This is a genomic window from Cryobacterium sp. TMS1-13-1 (assembly GCF_004403125.1).
Lineage (GTDB): Bacteria > Actinomycetota > Actinomycetes > Actinomycetales > Microbacteriaceae > Cryobacterium > Cryobacterium levicorallinum.
The window spans coordinates 1-20,520 of record NZ_SOGX01000002.1; the positions used below are offsets into that span (position 1 = coordinate 1).

The window sequence follows — 20,520 nt, forward strand, 5'->3', positions numbered from 1 at the left end:
CCGATCGACCCCGAGACCGCCCGCCGCCTCGCTGGGACCGCGACGAGTTTTCTGCGCATCCTCACCCACCCGCACACCGGCATCGTCCTCGACGTCAGCTCCACCCCGTTCCGCGTGCCCGCGGCGCTGAAGAAATACCTCCGCCTACGCGATGGAACCTGCCGCTTCCCCGGCTGCAACCGCTCCGCCGGCCACAGCGACCTCGACCACACCCTAGATAAACAATTCGGCGGCCCCACCACCGCCACCAACCTCCACTTCCTCTCGCCCGCCCACCACAACCTCAAACACTTCTCCGCCTGGAAAGCCGTCGCCGACCCCGACGGCACCGTCCACTGGACCAGCCCCGCCGGCAAACACTACGCCACCGACCCCGCCACCCGCATCANCTACGCCACCGACCCCGCCACCCGCATCAGTCCGCACTTGCAGCAAACCGAAACACCACCACCGGCACCATCCCCACCAGACGAACCCCTGAGTGACCCCTGGAACACCCCCTGGAACACCGCGCGGAACACCGACGACCCCAACCCCCAACCGTTCTAGCAGCCAGTCCCCGGAGGAGGAGTGGCGCGGGATGATTGTCAATACTGATGGTCAATACAGCAGCCAGAGACCCCGGGAAGGCACTTGCCGCTATTCCACGAGCGGAAGCTGCACCCGCAGAACCTTGCCGCCGGCCACCATCATGCCGCGGCCGGGCGGAAAATCGGCCCGGTTCAGTCGCGGCAGCGGAGTCTTGAGCAGAATGTCGCCCGCGATGGTGTCGGGCTGCAGCAGCAGGCCGCGCCTGGAGTTCTTCATCTCGGCGAACAGTGGCCAGGACGAGTTCCACGACGCGGTTTCACCATCGGCGATCAGAAACTGGTCACTGCGCTTGACCTGTTTGATGAGCTCAACCAGCGCGGCATCGGCCGGGGTCTGCAGAAAGTCCGGGAGGTTTTCGACGACGAGCGCCACGCGCGGGCTGGCCAGGTAGGCGGTAAAAGCCACGTGGATGCCCAGCTGACGACCATCCGAGAGGATGCTGCGGAACACGTCGTACCAGTTCGACCGGCCGCTCGCGACCTCCCAGTCTTCCCGAAAGGCCGCGAACCCGTCGATGAGCAGCAGGATGCGCGGCTCGTTCGGGCGGTTCGTTGGGGCGGTTCGCCAGCGCGCGGTACTCGGCGATGGTTGACGCGGTGGCCTCGGCAAAGCGGTTGCCGCGCGCTTCAAGTTCGGCCTGGAGCAGCCGGAACAGGCGAATGATGCGTTCAATGTCGTCGCCGCCGCCGCCGATCATGCTGCCCACGTGCGGCAGCGGTTCGAGCATGCGGAGGCTGCCGGCGGCGAAGTCGAGGCCATAAACCGCGACGGGCCCGCCGGCGCTCGTGCGGCTGGCCGCGATCGCCAGGGTGCGCAGGGCGACGCTCTCCAGTTCATGGCCGAGCAGGGTGACCATCGACACCGAGCTCGGCAGGTCGCTCGAGTCAGCGATGAGCGCACCGGCGTCGATGACTGGGGCCAGGCGGCGCGCGAAGTGCAGGGTCGTGGCGGAGTCGACCGACTCGACCGCGACATCCGTTAGGGTCTCACCGGGGAAGGACCAGTGCTCGGGCCGTCGGGTCCACATGAGCCGTCCGCGCTCGAACGACACTAACGTCGGTGTTGCGCTCCTCGTTATAACCATGATGATTCTCGGCTGCGGAATGAGCTGGGCCGCGGCAGTGCGGTTGCGCAACCTCGACCGACTCCGCGATCGCTCCACTGACGACCTCACGCAATCAAACGCGACGGAGCGAACCCGCGAATTGACTAACACCGCCACGCAGCTCTACGCGCTCGTGCGACTCGCCCCCGTTGGCATCGTCGAGCTCGACGCCAGCGGCGATCTGCTGACGGCGAACGACCAATTTCACGCGCTCAGCGGCCTGCGACTTGACCATTCCCGGGGTTCGGGCTGGGCCGTCACCATCCATCCCGACGACATGGAGCGGTTGACGGCCGAGCGGGCCGTGCGGGCCGTGCGCGTAGCCGAGCAGGAAGCATCCGCTACCCATGCCCGGTTTGAGGCGGCTTTCGAGTCGTCTCCCCTGGGAACGGCCATTGTGACCCTCAACGGTTACGTCGTGGAGGGTCACAATGGCCGTTCGAGCTGGCCGGGCCGGCCCACGGAGCGCTCAACCGGCCCATCGAGAATATTTTCAAGCCGGGCAAGTCAGCGGATCACGGTGCAAACGTCAGCCCGTCGGCTGACGAGTACACGCACCAGCGCTCAGAGCGGGCGCTGCGTGGCATCGGCGAGAACTGTGTCAACGTCAGCGTCGCCGAGATCCACGAGGATACCCGGGTCACCGGCCTGCTCTACCAGGCTTCCCTCGCGGCAATGACCCTCAACCAGGTGACTGTCAGCGTCAACGTGTCGGCCCGTCAGTTCGCCCGCGACGATTTTGGTGCCACGGTGCGGCAAGCCCTGCAGGTATCGGGGCTTTCGCCAGCGCAACGCTGCCTGGAATTGACCGAAAGCGCACTGCACGATGCCATTGGCCCGGCCGCCGCGACGTTTGCCGAGCTACGACAGCTCGGGGTGCGCCTCGCCGACGTGATGCACCTCGACGTTATCGCCGAGGGGATCGAGACGGCCGGTCAACGCGACCTGCTCTGCGAGATGGGTTGCCACTACGGCCAGGGCTACTACCTCTCGCGGCCCAGCCCGCCCTGGTTTCGCACGACTGAGGGCGGCGAATTGGGGTTGGGGTAGGGAAATCCGATTATTGGGCTGTCTGCGTCTCCGTGTTCGGATCGAGGAGAACGTAGACAAGGGCGGTAATCGTGCCCGTGACTGTGCCGCTCACTACCGCGACGTCGAGGGTCGGCACCGTGGAGAGGGCGTTGATCAGGACGAGCCTCCGGCCGTGCTGAATGCCCGAAACGAAATCGAGCACACTGTCGTATCGACCGGTAACGGTGATGCTGAGCGGGATCGCAATGAAATTCGCCGGAGTGAGGCGGGGGTCAACCCCTGCGGCTGGAACCGCGCCGGCAGCAGTCGCCGCCTCGGTGGCAGCGTCGGCAGCTTCGCTCGGCGCCGGACTCGGCGTTGCCTCCGAGGCGGGCGCCGACGGGGGCGCCGCTGCTGTGGGTGCCGCCACGACGAGCAACGCCGGGTCAAATGCCTGCGCGTCGTTCTGCCTGAACGCGGAGATCACGACCTGGCTGCTCGCGGCGATCGAATTGAACTCGTCAATCAGGGCTGGAATCTCGGCGGAGCTGGGAACGGCCAGTTGAATTGCGGACAGGTCGTCCGTGAGCTCGTCGATGTTCTCGAACTGCTTCTTGAGGGCAATCACCTGTAGCTCATAAGCGGCATTTTGCGCCAGCGTCGTGTCACGATCGGCCTCCGCCACCCGAACCTCGCTCAGTTTGGGCGAAATCCCGAGAAGCCACCCGAGGCCCACGATCGCGCCGATCACCAGCAGGGCACCGATCACCCAGAGCCTGTTCTTGTCCATGATCACTTCCCCTCCGCAGTGGCGAAGCGTCCCGAAAACGCGCCCTCATTGACGTGCAGCACGAAGTCAACGGTGTAGAGACCGGCATCCGTCCGGGTGATCGCGGCCGGCAGGGAATCCGCATAGCCGGGCAGCGTCGACATGCGCTCCAGCCACGCCGGCACGCTCGTGGCATCGGGGCTCCTGAAAAGTATCCTGATCGTCGCCACCCGGGCGTTCAGCAGGGGGGACGCCGCCTGCTCGTAGGGAACCAGGGGCGATGCTGAGTCGATCGAAAGCGTGTCAACGGTCACGGTGCTCGGCACGAGTGCCAGCACCTGGGCGAGGTAGGCCTTCCAATCAATTTCAGTGGATGCGCCGAATTGCCGCGCGACCAGTGTTGTGTCGAGAGCGGCCTGCACCTTCTGAACCTCGGAATACTTCGATTGGCTGGCCAGCAGCTCCGTGGTGCGTTCCCGCGCAGCGGCAAGTTCGGCCTGGCTCTGCAGGGCGTACCAGCTGGATGCGCCGACCCCCGCCCCAACGAGTACCAGCACCGCCAGCAAGAGGCCTCCGAGGCGTCGCCGGGTAGCCTTGACCTTCTTGAGCAGACGAACTTCGGGCGGAAGCAGGTCCATGCGGGGTTCCGCCCCGAGAACGAGTTCATCCGTCGGCTTCTTGCTGGTCATGCTGTGCTCCCCAGCGCGAGGCCGAGTGCCACGGTAAAGGCACCATCCGTGAGCTGCAGGGCTGCGGCATCTATGCCTCTGGCAAGCGCAACCGACGCGAACGGATCTGCCGGCAGGATGGGCAGTCGAGTCAGCGCACTGAGCGCCTGCGCGAATCCGTCCAGTTGGGAGCCACCTCCCAAGAGCACAATTGCAGTCACGGGGATGTGCGGCCTGGTATGTGAAAAGTAGTTGACGGTATTGCGGAGGCTGTTGAGCAGGTCGCTCGTTGCCTCGGAAATGATGGTCGCCTCGACAGCGTGGTTCGTCGTGGATACCCCGGCAAGTCCGTGCTCGCGTTTCACTAACTCTGCTGTGGGCGCGTCGACGGACAAGCCCAGCACCAGTGCCTGGGTGAGGTCTCCCCCGCCCGCTGGGATGAGCCGCACAAACTGCGGAACTCCGGCGAGCGTGATCACAATGCTCGTGGTTGCCTGACCGACATCGATGAGGGCAACCGCACCGTCGAACGTTGTCCCCCGACACACGGCTCGGCTGACCGCGAAGGGGATGAGGTCGACCTCGACTGCGGTCAGGCCGGCCAGTTGCACGGCGGCGATATTGCCCTGCACCCCCTCCTTGACCGCAACGATCAACAGGCCGTTGATCTCGGGTCCGTTCTCACCCGCACTCTCGTTGATCGGGTAGAAATCGAGCAGGGCCTCCGCTACGGGCACGGGCAACATGTCTGCAACGAGGAAGGGCAGGGTTTCGCGGATGCGTTTCATACTTGTCTTGGGCACCGCGAGGTCCCGCGCGAGCGCGCGATGATTACCGATTCCGAGCACCACATTCTTGCTCTTAAAACCGCCCGCCGACCACAGGGTCTTCAGCGCGGCCGCTACGGTATTTGGCTCAGCTACCTCTCCGCGGTTCACTGCTCCCGCCGGCAGTGCAATCTGGTGGTAACGCATGAGCACGGGACGGGCCTTGTCGGCGTCGCGCACCTCCACGCCGCGCAAGCCGGACGTGCCGATATCGATTCCGACGACGCTGTCCGTCATGGCTGGGCTCCTGTGCCTATCGCTGCCGTGTCTATCGCTGCCTTGTTTATCGCTGCCGTGTTCATCAGTCGGTCACTTCCCTGTTCGATACGACCGATCCCGGTTGCGGGTTCGTGATGGTGGGTGTCGCGCTGCCGGTTTCGAGGTCCACTCCCGGCAGACCGAGCGGCACAAAGGTGAAGGTGGGGTTGTTCTTGGCCGAGCTGTAGTTTCCCGCGATCACTTGCCCGCGCCAGCTGAAGCCATTGGCACCGTCGAAGGCGCACGGCGTGTAGAGTAGCGCCTCGACCGGACTGTTGATCGAGAAACCGTTCTTCACGGTGAAGTTTCCCTGTGTCGGCGCCGTGCAGGTGGGTTGTTCGTTGGACAGCTGATCCGGCGTGATGAACCAGATCTTGTGCACGGCACTCGTCGACGAGGAAAACTGCAGCGCGTTGACCCCGGAGAAATCGAACTTGTTCGCGAAAATCACCACATCGCTGGTGAGCGTGACGGTGGTGTTGTGGGACGCCGTCGGTCCCAGCGCACAGTCGAGCGCGTTGATGATAACCGGCTTGCCCGCACTGGTTCCGCCGAGGTTTCCGTTGGGCAGAGCGCAGGCGCCCAGAGTTCTCACCTCATAGGGTGTGCCGGTGGAATCCACCCAGGCGGCGGGGGCGTACGCCACTTCTGTCCACGGCGGCACCTCGGGAATGATCGCGGAGTGAGTGAACGTGCCGCCGACGCGAGTCCCGGGCGGGTTGGGACTCACTGTGCCAGCCGTCAGGTTGTCGCTGATCCTCCCCGAGCCGAGAGTCGCCGCGCCCGACACCCAGGCAGTCCCGTTAACCGTGCATGATCCCGTGAACGTCAGGTTTCCCGTCACGAGAACACTCCCGTTGATCACGGTGTTGTTCTTCGCGCAATCAAAGTTGCCGTTTTTGACCATGAGGCCGGCCCCGGGTGATTCCGTCAAATCGAAGCTCGAGTTGGACTCCACGGTGCCGCCCCGATACAGGTAGAGCGCAACGCCGCTCGGCTCGATCCCGGGCACGAGGTACTTCAGGATCGCCTCGACCTTCGTCGCGTTGCCTTCCGTGGCACCGTTGACGCCCGCAGTTTGGGCCGTTCCGAGCGAGGTAATCCGCACCTCGGTTGCCGTCACGGGCGGACACCCCGCAATCCAGGTGCTGCCCCCGAAATACTCGATTTTCGCGCTGTACCGGGGAGCCACCGCAGAAGCGTAAGTTCCCGGAACGGCTTGCCCGGCGCAGTTGCCGACGACGTAGAGACCCTGGCGTGCCGCCGCAACGCCAGCATCCGCTGCCGCACCGGACTGAACCCCGGACCGAGTAGACGAACTCACTCCATAGGCGCCCACAACAGCGGCCGTGATGAGCGAGGCGAACAGCAAACCAACCGCCATCACACCCAGCACGGAGGCCAGCGCAGCCCCGCGCTCCGGACAGCCGCGCAGCGAGACGACGCCGCGATCTAGAAACATGTCAGGCCCCCCGATGCTCCGGCCCGACTGGTTGCGGAGCTTGAGATCACGACCGGCGGGTGGTCACCGGCGAGGCTCGTGAAATTCACGGTGAGCTGCTGTCCGCTGGCAGAAAAAATATTTGTCCCAGCCACGGGTGCGATCCCTTCCTGCACGAGCGTCCAATCCTGGAGTTCAATCGGCGTAGGCAGGAGAATGGCAACACTGGATCGCTTGAAGCGGATGCTGCCATTGCCAGCCGCCGAGTAATACCAGGCGACGCAATACCACGACAGGGTTGAGTCTCGATTCACGGTGCGGGCGACGAGGAATTGATCGGTACCCGCCGGGGTCGTCAAGAGAAAATCGGTGGAATTGCGCACGTTGGTCTCGATTGAATCCGCCACCACTTGCCCCGATGTGGTCGCAGCCGTCACGGTTTGCACGCGCTCAGTTGCGGTCAGACCGCTGACGAACAGTCCGGCGACGACGGCGACGACGATGATCAGCAGACTGCTGTAGACGATCAGCTCGACGAGCGTGTAGCCCCGCTCCGGATCGTCGTCTTGTTCGAGGAACATGTCATTTCACCGCCACAAAAATCAAGGTCTTGGCCGACGCCAGCACGGCACCCGTATCGGTTCGCACGACCGTGACAGCCATGGGAACCGTTATCGGGTACGACGACGCCGAGGTAGGACAGGCACCGCCGACCGTCCGAGCTACCTGAAGAGTCACGCCACGCGGATCGACCACGGAGAAGGTAGCTGCGGTCAGGGCGGTGCAGGTGGTTTGGGCCCGCGCGTTCTCCATCTCCTTGTTCAGGAGTTGGGTGGCCGCCGCGAGCGTTCCGTTGGCCGCTGACTGGGTGACGCCCTGCACCAGGAACGGCAACAGGGCCACGGCCAGTAGGCCGAGCAGGAACATGGAGACAGCAATCTCGATGAGGCCGAAACCCGCTTCCGTTGCCCGGGGAGTCTCCCGCTGGCGGTCGTTCATGGCCCCTCCTTTGGAACGACGTGTCAGAGATCGGAGAATGAAACGGTGGGGCGTCGCGTTCGCGATGCCCCACCGTTCTTGGCGCCACCACCGTACTCGACTTCGGCCGGGGCAACAGCTCGGCGGCACTCCGTTGGACCCTAGGGGGCGCAGGCACCTGCGACGACACCACCGGCATTGGTGATACTGAAGGTGTTGGTGGCCGCGCTGACCGCCTGGATGCAGAAGTTCGTCGAACCTCTCACAATTGTGACAGTGTCGCCGGCGGTCGGCACAAAGCCGTAAGGGGACAAGGCACCGATCGATGTCGTTCCTCCCGGAATATCGATCAACAAACTCACGTAGGCAACTTTGGCATTGCCAAGGTCTGATTTGGCGGCGGAATCCTTGGCCTGGTTCTGCTGGCTCAGAAAGATCGGAATGGCGATTGCGGCCAGAATTCCGATGATGATGACGACCACGAGGAGTTCGATGAGGGTGAACCCGTGGTCTTCTTTGTTCAGGGCTGCTCGCTTGCGGGCAAGTGGTCCGGTAAGGCTGTTGATCATGATGGGTCCTTGTCTGGGCGCTGGCGAGGAAGACCTTCGCAAGCTTGATTTGAGCCTACGGGGATTGCACAAAAAAAAGTAAAAAATCTGAATTATCAATCCCCAATTCAGGGGCGAAATGTCACTTGATATATTCAAAAATCGAAAACATGGGCATGTACAGCGCCACGATCATGCCGCCGATCACAATTCCGATGAACGCGATCATCAGCGGCTCGATCAGTGCCGTCAACTGTTCGGCCGTGGACTGCACTTCTTGGTCGTAAAAGTCCGCGATCTTTCCGAGCATGGTCTGCAGGGCTCCGGCATCTTCGCCGACCGCGATCATCTGCACGACCATAGGGGGAAACACCGGTTCCAGCGAGAGCGGCCCCGCGATCGACATGCCCTGCCGCACGGACTCCTGAACCTTACGGAGCGCCGATTCCACCACCCAGTTGCCGGAGGTTTCCCCCACGATATTCAGCGACTGCAGAATGGGCACGCCGGCGCCGATCATGGTCGAGAAGTTGCGACTGAAGCGTGCGATCGCGAGTTTGGTCATGAGCGGCCCGAAAACAGGCACCTTGAGCTTGATCGGGTCAATAATTTTGCGCACGGTCTCGGTGTTTTTGTTCTTGCGCCACCACACCGAAAAGACGATTCCCCCCACGACGAGCAGCGGCAGCAGCCACACCATGACTTGGGAGAGCACGACGAGAATCTGGGTCGGAAGGGGAAGCTGGCCACCGAACCCGGCGAACATCTTCTCGAACACCGGCACGATGAAGGTGAGCATGCCGATAACGGCCACGACCGCCATAATGAGCACGATCGTGGGGTAGGCCATCGCCGACTTAATCGTGTCGCGCAGCTTGCCCTCCGATTCAAAGTTTTCTGCTACCGAGTTGAGGGAATTTTCAAGGAATCCACCGGTCTCTCCCGCCCTGATCAGATTGATCATGATGGGCGGGAACACGTTCGCGTGTTTGATCATGGCTTCCGACAGGGAGACGCCCGTTTCCACATCGTTACGAACGCTCGTGAGGATCTTTGCGAGTTCCTTGTTCTCGGTCTGCATCGACAAGATATTGAGAGTGCGCAGCAGGGAAAGCCCGGCGGAGGTCATGGTGGCCATCTGGCGGCTCATCACGGCAAGGTCTTTGAGCCCCGGATGCTTGGCGAACCCGGGAATACTGATCTCTCGACTCAGTCCGGTACCGACCACGACCTCGGCGACGGAGATCGGGGCGACTCCCATGTTGCGCAAGCGAGTAATGGCGACGCTTTCAGAAGCGGCATCGAGTCGCCCCTTCACGACCTTTCCGGCAGCGTTACGCCCCTTGTAGGCATACGCGAGGGTGGTGGGCATGGCGCTACTTCTTTCGGGGTGAGAACGAGTCGCCGAAGTCGATTCCCCCGGCCGACATGGTCGTATCGAGCGAATTGCTGCCGCCACCGGAATGCGCGATGAGCTGAGCCAGGCCCTCGAAGTCCTGGGCTTTTTCTTCCGCGGACTGCCGGGTAATGCTGCCGGCATTGACGAGGTCGGCCAGGTGCTGGTCCATCGTGTGCATACCGAGCGCCCGCCCTGCCTGCATGGCAGAGGAGATCTGGTAGGTCTTGCCCTCCCGAATGAGGTTTGCGATGGCTGAGGTCGCCACGAGCACCTCCGTGGCCACCACGCGACCACCACCGACCTTTTTTACGAGGGTCTGGCAGATGACTCCCTGCAGGGTGGCCGCGAGCTGGGCCCGCACCTGTCCTTGCTGATAGGGCGGGAAGACGTCGATCACCCGGTCGATGGTCTGCGCGGCGTCCTGCGTGTGCAGCGTTGCAAACACGAGGTGCCCCGTCTCGGCCGCCGTCAGGGCGACCGACACGGTTTCCAGGTCACGCAGTTCTCCGATCAGGATCACGTCTGGGTCCTGCCTCAGTACATGCTTGAGCGCGGCGGCGAAGCTGTGCGTGTCGTGACCGACTTCGCGCTGATTCACGAGCGACTTTTGGTGCCGGTGCAGAAACTCGATCGGGTCTTCGACCGTGACGATGTGGTCGGCACGCGTGCGATTGACGAGGTCGATCAGGGCGGCGAGCGTCGTGGATTTGCCGGATCCGGTCGGTCCGGTCACGAGCACGAGTCCGCGCGGCAACTGAGCGAACTTCGCGACCGACTCGGGCACCCCAAGTTCGGACAGCTGCTTAATTTCCCGCGGAATGAGGCGGAAGGCCCCTCCCACCGAATTGCGCTGCTGGTAGTAATTCACCCGAAATCTCGCGCCGCTCGCCGTGAAGGCGAAGTCGAGTTCAAGCTCCCGATCGAACTCTTCGCGCTGCGTTGGCGTCAGCAGGCTGAAGAGCGCGGACGTCACCTTGTCCCGCAACCACTTTGTAGAGCCTGCGACCGGGCGTAGCCCGCCATCGACGCGAATGCACGGCTGCGCCCCCACCGTGACGTGTAGGTCGGAGGCATTGAGGTCGAGCACGGTCCTGAGCGCGTTCAGGAGATCCGGATCGGGTTCCTGCCCTGCTGCCCCGCGCGTGAGCACGGCGGAATCACCGGCGTCAACAAAGACTCCCTCGGTGGACACGATCGGAGCGGTCAGGTAGTCCGGCTCGGCCAAGCCAGCGGGACCAGGGGTGCCAGCGGGCTGATCGGCATCCGCTCGGCTCATTGCCGTTGGACCAAAGCCGGGAGCCGCCACCGGAATCTCATAGATCGGATTGTTCATGCTGCCTGTCCTTTACGTTCTAAGCCACCACTCGGAGAATTTCCTCAATCGACGTGAGGCCCAGCAAAACCTTGGCCCAACCGTCTTCTCGCAGGGTGATCATGCCCTGCTCTTTCGCCTCTCTTAAGATCTCCGCGCTCGATGCACGGCCCACAGTGAGTCGTTCGATCTCTTCGGACACCGTCATGACCTCGTGAACGGCAATGCGCCCCCGGTACCCCGTCTTGGAACAACTGGCACAGCCGACGGGCCGGAATATCACCGGTGCCGGCAAATCAGGATCGACGGCGAAGTTCAGCAACACCAGCTCTTCCACCTCGCGGTTGTCGGGCAGCTTGCAGCGGTCACACAGCCTGCGCGCGAGCCGCTGGGCGACGACACAATCCAGTGCGGAACCGACAAGGAACGGCTCAATGCCCATCTCGGTGAGCCGCGTGATCGCACTCGGCGCACTATTGGTATGCAGGGTCGATAACACGAGGTGGCCGGTGAGTGCCGCCTCGATCGCGATAAGCGCGGTCTCGTGGTCCCGGATCTCACCGATCAGAACGACGTCGGGGTCGGAGCGCAGGATGGACCGCAGCGCACTGGCGAAGGTGAGCCCGGCTTTTGGGTTCACCTGCACCTGGTTGATGCCCTCCATCCGGTATTCGACCGGGTCTTCGACGGTGATCACGTTGATCTCGGTGCGGGCGACAGAATTAAGGGTCGTGTACAGCGTGGTGGACTTGCCTGAACCGGTCGGCCCGGTTACGAGGATCATGCCGTAGGGCTTGGAGTATGCCGTCTTATAGGCGTTGAAGTTTCCCTCGAGCAGGTTAAGGTCGCGCAGGCTCAGCTTGGTGCTGGAGTTGTCGAGAATTCGCATGACGATCTTCTCGCCCCAGACCGTGGGGAGCGTGGCAACCCGCAGGTCGATCTTGCGGCCGCCATGGCTCACGGACATGCGCCCGTCCTGCGGTTTGCGGCGCTCCGAGATATCAATGTCGCTCATGATCTTGAGCCGGGAGATAACACCGTTCTGGATGCTTTTGGGTGCACGCTGCATCGCGTGCAGCACTCCGTCGATGCGGTACCGCACGCCGAGGCTGTGCTCTGCGGGTTCGATGTGGATATCCGATGCCCGATCCTGGATGGCCTGGCTGACGAGCAGGTTGACGAAACGAACAATTGGGGCGTCATCATCGAGGGAATCCGAGACACCGAACGCTGCGGACTCCGTGGGCGCGTTCTCCTCCTCGAGGGTCGTCGTCAGATTGGTGAGCTCGTCGTCGGCTCGGTGGTAACGGCCAATGGCGGCAAGCAAATCCGCACGTTCCGCGACGACCTGCTTGACCTGCATCCGTGAAGCATCACGCACATCGTCGAGGGCAAAGACGTTACCGGGGTCGACCATCGCGAGTAGGAGACGGCCCTCGATAATCGCGATCGGCAGCACATCATGGCGTCGGCAGATCGACGGGGTGACGAGCGCAACCGCCAAGCGATCAACCGGGTAATCAAGAAGTTCAACGAACGGCAGGTTGGCCTGCTCGGCCCGAGCCTTGGCGAACTGGAGCTCGGTGATGACGCCGCGCTCGACCAGCGCCCGGACCGCGCTCTCATCGGCCGGGTCCCCGGCCATGAGCGTGTCAAGCACTTCGATAGGGAGCAGCCCGTGGAGAATCAGAATTTCGGTCAAGGTTGCCACACGAACCTCCCCCGAAGTGGTTACTTCTAGTCTAGACCCCGAGTATACGTCCCCACCCCAGAATCCCGTTACCTTACAGGTAGCCCCCTTCTTCCTGTTCGGGGCCCGGGCCCGGAACGCGGGCCCAGTTTACAGACTGAGCCCGGAGTCACAAGGTGGACTTGGTGGCGCCGCGGCCAGCCCACGGCATCCATTTGTCTGGTCTTGCACGTTAACGACGGATGGCCCCTGCCGAAGCAGGGGCCATCCGTTTAGAGCTGCCGGGTACTAGTTGTACGTGCCCGGTGTCAGGTCGTCCGACGAGAAGCTGTCGAAGTCAACGAAGCTGAGGTCACCCTCGTTGAACGTGGCATCTTCGGTGAAGATGCGGTTCGGGTAACGCTCAGCCTTGGCTTCTTCCGTTGCCTCGACGGTGACGTCGCGGTAGCGGGGAAGGCCGGTGCCGGCGGGGATCAACTTACCGATGATGACGTTCTCCTTGAGGCCCATCAGCGGGTCGCTCTTGCCTTCCATGGCCGCCTGGGTCAGAACCCGGGTGGTCTCCTGGAAGGAAGCTGCCGACAGCCAGGACTCGGTCGCCAGGGAAGCCTTGGTAATACCCATGACCTCCTGGCGAGCGGATGCCGTCTTCTTGCCCTCGGTCAGCGCCGTGCGGTTGAGGTCGTTGTACTTCAACCGGTCAACGAGCTCGCCCGGAAGCAGTCCGGTGTCGCCGTGTTCGACGACGGTCACCTTGCGAAGCATCTGACGAACGATGACCTCGATGTGCTTGTCGTGAATCGGTACACCCTGCGAACGGTAGACCTCCTGCACACCGGAAACGAGGTGCTTCTGCACCGCGCGAACACCCTTGACGCGAAGAACTTCCTTCGGGTCGACGGCGCCGATGATGATCTGCTGCCCCAGCTCAACGTGCTGGCCGTCCTCAACAAGGAGGGTTGAACGCTTGAGCACGGGGTAGGCGATTGCTTCGTCGCCACTGTCGGGGGTCAGGATGACCTTGCGGCCCTTGTCCGAATCCTCGATGGTGATGCGTCCGGCGGAGTCGACGATGGGCGACGCACCCTTGGGGGTACGCGCTTCGAACAGCTCCTGAACACGCGGCAGACCCTGGGTGATGTCGTCAGCGGATGCCGACCCACCCGTGTGGAAGGTACGCATGGTCAGCTGGGTGCCGGGCTCACCGATGGACTGCGCAGCGATGATACCGACGGCCTCACCGATGTCGACGAGCTGGCCCGTGGCGAGCGACCGGCCATAGCAGACCGCACAGACACCGACGGCAGACTCACAGGTCAGCACGGAACGCACCTTGATGGTTTCGACCCCACCGGCGATGAGCTTGGCGATGAGCACGTCTCCGACGTCGTCTCCGGCGTCGGCGATGACCTCACCGGCAGCGTTGACCGCGGCTGCGGCCAGGCTGCGAGCGTAGACCGCGTTCTCGACGTTGAAGTCGACCAGGAGGCCGCCGTCGTCGCCCCGCAGGAGCGCACCGGTCGTGGCATCCGTTCCGGCAATGGGCAGGTCAAGGCCCTTCGTCGTTCCACAGTCGTCTTCACGGATGATGACGTCCTGCGAGACGTCCACCAGACGACGGGTGAGGTACCCCGAGTCGGCGGTACGCAGAGCCGTGTCGGCCAGACCCTTACGAGCACCGTGAGTAGCAATAAAGTACTCGGCGACGGACAGGCCTTCGCGGTAGCTCGAGATGATCGGGCGAGGGATGATCTCACCCTTCGGGTTGTTCACGAGGCCTCGCATGCCGGCGATGTTACGCACCTGCAGCCAGTTACCACGAGCACCAGAGGTCACCATGCGGTTGATGGTGTTGTCGGCCGGGAAGTTCGCCTGCATCGCTGCGGCGACATCTTCCGTGGCACGAGTCCAGATCTGGATGAGCTCCTGGCGACGCTCGAGGTCGGTCGTCAGACCCTTGTCGAACTGGCCCTGAACCTTGGCAGCCTGCTTCTCGTAGCCAGCGACGATCTCCTTTTTGTTCGGAGGCGTCAGAATGTCGCTGAGCGCTACGGTCACGCCGCTTCGGGTTGCCCAGTAGAAACCGGCATCCTTGATCCGGTCGAGGGTTGCAGCAACCTCAACCTTGACGTACCGCTCCGCGAGGTCGTTGACAATGGTCGACATGGTGACCTTGTTGGCAACGTCTTCGAAGTACGGATAGTCGGCCGGAAGCGCCTCGTTGAAGATGGCGCGACCGAGGCTCGTCGTGACGAGAACGGTGCCGACAGCCTGACCGTTGACGAGCTCGACGCCTTCGGGCTGGGTGCCCTCGGTGAAGTACTTGTCGGTCAAGCGAATGCGCACCTTGGCGTTCAGGTCGAGCGTCTTCTGGTCGAACGCGAGAATCGCCTCTGACACGGTGGAGAATGCGCGGCCTTCTCCGACCACACCTTCCTTCATCGTGGTGAGGTGGTGCAGACCGATGATCATGTCCTGGGTGGGCAGGGTCACCGGGCGGCCGTCGGACGGCTTGAGGATATTGTTCGAGGCGAGCATCAGGATGCGAGCCTCGGCCTGGGCCTCAACCGACAGCGGCAGGTGCACGGCCATCTGGTCACCGTCGAAGTCGGCGTTGAACGCCGCGCAAACGAGCGGGTGCAGCTGGATTGCCTTACCTTCAACGAGCTGAGGCTCGAAGGCCTGGATGCCGAGGCGGTGCAGGGTGGGTGCACGGTTGAGCATGACGGGGCGCTCGCGGATAATCTCCTCGAGCACGTCCCAGACCTGCGGACGCGAACGCTCGACCATGCGCTTAGCAGCCTTGATGTTCTGAGCGTGGCTCAGGTCGATCAGGCGCTTGATCACGAACGGCTTGAACAGCTCGAGTGCCATCTGCTTGGGCAGACCACACTGGTGCAGCTTGAGCTGCGGGCCGACCACGATGACCGAACGGCCGGAGTAGTCCACGCGCTTGCCGAGCAGGTTCTGGCGGAAACGACCCTGCTTTCCCTTGAGCATGTCGCTCAGGGACTTCAGGGCACGGTTACCGGTTCCGGTGACCGGGCGACCACGGCGACCGTTGTCGAACAGTGCGTCGACGGCCTCCTGCAGCATCCGCTTCTCGTTGTTGACAATGATCTCGGGAGCACCGAGGTCAAGCAGACGACGCAGGCGGTTGTTGCGGTTGATCACACGACGGTAGAGGTCGTTGAGGTCGCTGGTCGCGAAGCGGCCACCGTCGAGCTGCACCATCGGGCGGAGTTCCGGCGGGAGCACCGGAACGACGTCGAGCACCATTCCGGCCGGCGAGTTGCCGGTCATGATGAACGCGTTGACCACGCGCAGACGCTTAATGGCGCGGATCTTCTTCTGACCCTTGCCCTCAGCGATCTGCAGGTGCAGGTTTTCGCTTTCGGTGACCAGGTCGAAGGCCTCAAGGCGCTTCTTGATGGCTTCGGCGCCCATGTAGGCCTCGAAGTACATGCCGAAACGGTCCTGGAGCTCGTGGAAGACGGAGTCTTCCGGCTTCAGGTCGCCGACCTTGAGGGTGCGGAAGTCTTCCCACACGCGCTCGAGGTGAGCAACCTGCTCGTCCAGAGACTTGCGAATCTGGCCCATTTCCTTTTCGGCGGCGTCCTTGGTGCGCTTCTTCTGGTCGCTCTTGGCGCCTTCGGCCTCCAGCGCTGCGAGGTCGGTTTCGAGGCGCTGCAGGCGATCGGCGATGCGCGAGTCGCGGCTGGACTCAATGGTCTTGAGTTCGAGACGCAGCTCGTTCTCGAGGCCGGGCATGTCCTGGTGGCGACCGTCTTCGTCCACCGTGATGACCATGTAGGCGGCGAAGTAAATGACCTTTTCGAGGTCCTTCGGAGCCATGTCCAGCAGGTAACCGAGACGCGAGGGCACACCTTTGAAGTACCAGATGTGCGTGACCGGGGCAGCGAGTTCGATGTGGCCCATGCGCTCACGGCGCACCGACGACTTCGTGACCTCTACACCGCAACGCTCGCAGACGATGCCTTTGAAGCGAACACGCTTGTACTTGCCACATGAGCATTCCCAGTCCCGTGAGGGTCCGAAGATCTGCTCGCCGAACAGGCCGTCTTTTTCCGGCTTGAGCGTGCGGTAGTTGATGGTTTCGGGCTTCTTGACCTCACCGTGCGACCAACGACGGATGTCGTCTGCGGTAGCCAGGCCAATACGAAGCTCGTCAAATGTTGTTACGTCGAGCAATTTCTCTCCTTGGAAAGTTTTCGAAGATTGCGGGGCGGGCCCTGCCTTAACAAGCTCAGATGTCGTCGATGGACGACGACTCAAACCGGGTGGAAATGTTGATGCCGAGTTCTTCCGCAGCACGGAACACCTCGTCATCCGTGTCGCGCAGGCTGACTGCGGTGCCATCGGCCGAAAGCACTTCGACGTTCAGGCAGAGCGACTGCATTTCCTTGATAAGAACCTTGAAGCTCTCGGGAATGCCGGGTTCCTGGATGTTCTCACCCTTGACGATGGCCTCGTACACCTTGACGCGGCCGAGGATGTCGTCGCTCTTGATGGTCAGGAGTTCCTGCAGGGCGTAAGCGGCTCCATATGCTTCGAGCGCCCACACCTCCATCTCACCAAAACGCTGTCCACCGAACTGCGCCTTACCACCCAGCGGCTGCTGCGTGATCATGGAGTACGGGCCGGTCGAGCGAGCGTGGATCTTGTCGTCGACGAGGTGGTGGAGCTTCAGGATGTACATGTATCCAACGGACACCGGCATCGGGAACGGTTCGCCGGAGCGGCCGTCGAAGAGCTGGGTCTTGCCCGAGGAACCGATGAGGCGTTCGCCGTCGCGGGTCAGGGTCGTGGAGTCCAGAAGACCCTCGATCTCGATCTCGAGCGCACCGTCGAATACCGGGGTGGCGACCTTCGTGCCGGGCGCGGCGCTGAAGGCGTGCTCCGGAAGACGAGCAGCCCATTTCGGCTTGCCCTCGACGTTCCAGCCCTGCTTCGCAATCCAGCCGAGGTGCGTTTCGAGCACCTGGCCGAAGTTCATGCGACCGGGGATACCGAGCGGGTTGAGGATGATGTCAACCGGGGTTCCGTCGGCGAGGAACGGCATGTCCTCGATCGGCAGAATGCGGGAGATAACACCCTTGTTGCCGTGACGGCCGGCGAGCTTGTCACCCTCGGTGATCTTGCGCTTCTGGGCGATGAACACGACCACGCGCTGATTGACGCCACTTCCGAGCTCGTCGTCGCCGTCCTGCGAGTCGAACACCTTGACACCGATGATGGTGCCGCGCTCACCGTGGGGAACCTTGAGCGAGGTGTCGCGAACTTCGCGGCTCTTCTCGTTGAAGATGGCGCGCAGCAGGCGCTCCTCGGCAGACAGCTCGGTCTCGCCCTTGGGCGTGACCTTGCCGACGAGGATATCGCCGGGGCGAACCTCGGCTCCGATGCGAATGATGCCACGCTCGTCGAGGTCGGCGAGGAAGTCCGGCGACACGTTGGGAAGGTCGCGAGTGATCTCTTCCTTACCCAGCTTGGTGTCGCGGGCATCCACTTCGTACTCTTCGATGTGAATCGAGGAGAGGGTGTCGTCCTTGACCAGGTTCTGGCTCAGGATGATCGCGTCCTCGAAGTTGTAGCCTTCCCACGGCATGAATGCCACGAGCAGGTTCTTTCCGAGGGCGAGTTCTCCCTGGTCGGTGGCGGGTCCGTCGGCGATAACCTCGCCGGCTTCGATCCGCTCACCGGCGTTGACGATCACGCGGTGGTTGAAGCTCGTGCCCTGGTTGGAGCGCGAGAACTTGCGCAGGTAGTAGTCCTGCGTGCCGCCCTCATCGAGCTGGATGGTGACGACATCAGCCGACACCTCGGAGACCACACCGGGCTTCAGCGCGGTGAGCACGTCACCGGCGTCGATGGCTGTGTAGACCTCCATGCCGGTTCCGACGAGCGGGCTGTCGCTGAGCAGCAGCGGCACCGCCTGACGCTGCATGTTGGCACCCATGAGTGCGCGGTTTGCATCGTCGTGCTCGAGGAACGGGATGAGGCTGGTCGCGACCGACACCATCTGGCGCGGCGAGACATCCATGTAGCCGATGTCTTCAGCGGGAACGAGGTCGACCTCGCCACCCTTCTTACGGGCGAGCACGCGGGTCTCGGCGAAGTGCGAGTCCTTGGTGAGCGGCGCGTTGGCCTGGGCGACGATGAAGTCGTCCTCTTCGCTCGCGGTGAGGTAGTCAATCGTCTCGGTGACCTTGTTGTTCAGCACCCGACGGTACGGCGTCTCAATGAAACCGAACGCATTGATCTGCGCGAACGAGGCGAGCGAACCGATCAGGCCGATGTTCGGGCCCTCAGGGGTCTCAATGGGGCACATGCGGCCGTAGTGCGAGGGGTGAACGTCTCGCACCTCGACGCCGGCGCGGTCACGGGACAGACCACCCGGGCCCAGCGCGGACAGGCGACGCTTGTGCGTCAGTCCGGCGAGCGGGTTGTTCTGGTCCATGAACTGCGACAACTGCGACGTACCGAAGAACTCCTTGATCGCGGCGACGACAGGGCGCACGTTGATCAGGGTCTGCGGGGTGATCGCTTCGATGTCCTGCGTGGTCATGCGCTCGCGAACAACGCGCTCCATGCGGGACAGGCCGGTGCGCACCTGGTTCTGGATGAGCTCGCCGACGGCACGGATACGACGGTTACCGAAGTGGTCGATGTCGTCGATGTCGATGTTGATGTCGGTCATCTTGCCGTCGCGCAGACCCGGAAGGGTGGTCTGGTTGTCGTGCAGGGCGACGAGGTACTTGATGGTGGCCAGGATGTCCGCCAGCGTCAGTACGGAGTCACTCAGCGGAGCTTCGAGGCCGAGCTTGCGGTTGATCTTGTAACGACCAACCTTGGCCAGGTCGTAGCGCTTGGAGTTGAAGAAGAAGTTGTCGAGGAGCGCGCGCGCAGCCTCGGCGGCAACCTGCTCGCCGGGGCGAAGCTTGCGATAGATGTCCTTGAGGGCTTCTTCCTTGGTGAGGATGTTGTCCTTCTCGAGGGTGAGCTCGATGGACGCGTAGCCCTTGAACTCTTCGAGGATCTGCTCGCTGGTGAGGCCGAGGGCCTTCAGGAACACGGTCACGGACTGCTTGCGCTTGCGGTCGATGCGCACGCCAACCTGGTCGCGCTTGTCGATCTCGAATTCAAGCCAGGCACCACGGCTCGGGATGACACGGGCGGAGTAGATGTCCTTGTCAGACGTCTTCTCCTGCTCGCGGTTAAAATACACGCCCGGGGAGCGCACCAGCTGCGACACGACGACACGCTCGGTGCCGTTGATCACGAAGGTGCCCTTGGGGGTCATCAACGGGAAGTCACCCATGAACACGGTCTGAGTCTTGATCTCACCGGTGAGGTGGTTCATGAACTCAGCGTTCACATAGAGGGGTGCGGAGTAGGTCTTACCCTTTTCCTTGCACTCGTCAATGGTGTACTTCTCCGGCTCGAGCTCCGGGTTGGTGAAGGACAGCTGCATCGTTTCGCCGAGGTCCTCGATGGGAGAGATCTCCTCGAAGATCTCATCGAGCCCGGTGCGATTCGGCAGGTCCTGGCGTCCGGCAGCCTGGGCTTCGGCGACGCGAGCCTTCCAGATGTCGTTGCCGACGAGCCAGTCGAAGCTCTCGGTCTGCAAAGCAAGCAGATCCGGAACGTTCAAGTGGTCGCTGATCTTTGCGAACGACAGACGCTCGTGCGAGCGGCCGTTCTTGGGTGAGTTGGTGGTTGCGTTGCGCGCAGCAGCCAAGGAAATAACCTCCGTGGACCCCGTCAGGTCTAGTTACTGTTATTGGTGATGACTCCGCAGACCCTCATAAGAGGTGTGCCTCAAGGTGGCTTGAACACGCAAAGCCGACCGCAATATGAAGGCATAGTTTGTCTGGGAGCGCAAGGATCAACTATATGCCCCCA

Annotated in this window: 16 protein-coding genes; 2 read left to right on the plus strand and 14 right to left on the minus strand. The window is 62.7% G+C overall.

The annotated features are described in order from the left end of the window. Positions 1-639 precede the first annotated feature (639 nt). Positions 640-963 carry a hypothetical protein gene (locus E3T31_RS18100; RefSeq protein ID WP_241977456.1) on the minus strand — a complete coding sequence of 108 codons (324 nt, stop codon included), beginning with the start codon at positions 961-963 and terminating at the stop codon, positions 640-642. After that, positions 899-1,675, minus strand: a complete 777-nt coding sequence (locus E3T31_RS00930) for an FtsK/SpoIIIE domain-containing protein (protein ID WP_241977457.1) — start codon at positions 1,673-1,675, stop codon at positions 899-901. The genes E3T31_RS18100 and E3T31_RS00930 overlap by 65 nt, the downstream gene beginning before the upstream one ends. A 19-nt stretch (positions 1,676-1,694) precedes the next feature. Here E3T31_RS00930 and E3T31_RS18590 point away from each other — a divergent pair, with 19 nt between their 5' ends. Together E3T31_RS18590 and E3T31_RS00940 are read left to right on the plus strand one after the other, a co-directional pair. Continuing rightward, the gene (locus E3T31_RS18590; protein WP_370304179.1) at positions 1,695-2,375 is read left to right on the plus strand and encodes a PAS domain-containing protein; all 681 of its coding nucleotides are present in this window, start codon (positions 1,695-1,697) and stop codon (positions 2,373-2,375) included. Then, positions 2,372-2,746, plus strand: a complete 375-nt coding sequence (locus E3T31_RS00940; RefSeq protein ID WP_134467078.1) for an EAL domain-containing protein — start codon at positions 2,372-2,374, stop codon at positions 2,744-2,746. Before E3T31_RS18590 ends, E3T31_RS00940 begins: the two co-directional genes overlap by 4 nt. A 10-nt stretch (positions 2,747-2,756) precedes the next feature. On the opposite strand, the gene E3T31_RS00945 is transcribed toward E3T31_RS00940, so the two are convergent. From E3T31_RS00945 to rpoB, 12 genes are all read right to left on the minus strand, one after another. Continuing rightward, positions 2,757-3,497: a type 4a pilus biogenesis protein PilO gene (locus tag E3T31_RS00945; protein ID WP_134467079.1), complete on the minus strand. Its 741-nt coding sequence runs from the start codon at positions 3,495-3,497 to the stop codon at positions 2,757-2,759. A gap of 2 nt (positions 3,498-3,499) precedes the next feature. After that, on the minus strand, positions 3,500-4,165 hold the full coding sequence (locus E3T31_RS00950; protein WP_134467080.1) for a hypothetical protein: 666 nt from the start codon (positions 4,163-4,165) through the stop codon (positions 3,500-3,502). Further along, positions 4,162-5,208 carry a type IV pilus assembly protein PilM gene (pilM, locus tag E3T31_RS00955; protein ID WP_134467081.1) on the minus strand — a complete coding sequence of 349 codons (1,047 nt, stop codon included), beginning with the start codon at positions 5,206-5,208 and terminating at the stop codon, positions 4,162-4,164. Before pilM ends, E3T31_RS00950 begins: the two co-directional genes overlap by 4 nt. Positions 5,209-5,272: 64 nt before the next feature. Beyond that, the gene (locus E3T31_RS00960; protein ID WP_134467082.1) at positions 5,273-6,691 is read right to left on the minus strand and encodes a hypothetical protein; all 1,419 of its coding nucleotides are present in this window, start codon (positions 6,689-6,691) and stop codon (positions 5,273-5,275) included. Beyond that, positions 6,682-7,251: a type II secretion system protein J gene (locus tag E3T31_RS00965; RefSeq protein ID WP_134467083.1), complete on the minus strand. Its 570-nt coding sequence runs from the start codon at positions 7,249-7,251 to the stop codon at positions 6,682-6,684. Before E3T31_RS00965 ends, E3T31_RS00960 begins: the two co-directional genes overlap by 10 nt. Position 7,252: 1 nt before the next feature. Next, positions 7,253-7,669 carry a hypothetical protein gene (locus E3T31_RS00970; protein ID WP_134467084.1) on the minus strand — a complete coding sequence of 139 codons (417 nt, stop codon included), beginning with the start codon at positions 7,667-7,669 and terminating at the stop codon, positions 7,253-7,255. A 140-nt stretch (positions 7,670-7,809) separates the two neighbouring features. Next, positions 7,810-8,217, minus strand: a complete 408-nt coding sequence (locus tag E3T31_RS00975) for a type IV pilin protein (RefSeq protein WP_134467085.1) — start codon at positions 8,215-8,217, stop codon at positions 7,810-7,812. 121 nt (positions 8,218-8,338) lie between these two features. After that, complete coding sequence (locus E3T31_RS00980) at positions 8,339-9,568, minus strand: type II secretion system F family protein (protein ID WP_134467086.1); 1,230 nt, start codon at positions 9,566-9,568, stop codon at positions 8,339-8,341. Between the two features lie 4 nt (positions 9,569-9,572). After that, positions 9,573-10,928 carry a type IV pilus twitching motility protein PilT gene (locus E3T31_RS00985; protein ID WP_304993875.1) on the minus strand — a complete coding sequence of 452 codons (1,356 nt, stop codon included), beginning with the start codon at positions 10,926-10,928 and terminating at the stop codon, positions 9,573-9,575. A 19-nt stretch (positions 10,929-10,947) separates the two neighbouring features. Further along, positions 10,948-12,618, minus strand: a complete 1,671-nt coding sequence (locus E3T31_RS00990) for a GspE/PulE family protein (RefSeq protein ID WP_134442829.1) — start codon at positions 12,616-12,618, stop codon at positions 10,948-10,950. Positions 12,619-12,885: 267 nt separating this feature from the next. Beyond that, positions 12,886-16,809 carry a DNA-directed RNA polymerase subunit beta' gene (locus tag E3T31_RS00995; RefSeq protein WP_134467087.1) on the minus strand — a complete coding sequence of 1,308 codons (3,924 nt, stop codon included), beginning with the start codon at positions 16,807-16,809 and terminating at the stop codon, positions 12,886-12,888. Positions 16,810-16,864: 55 nt separating this feature from the next. Continuing rightward, complete coding sequence (rpoB, locus tag E3T31_RS01000; protein ID WP_134467088.1) at positions 16,865-20,356, minus strand: DNA-directed RNA polymerase subunit beta; 3,492 nt, start codon at positions 20,354-20,356, stop codon at positions 16,865-16,867. Between the last annotated feature and the right edge of the window lie 164 nt (positions 20,357-20,520).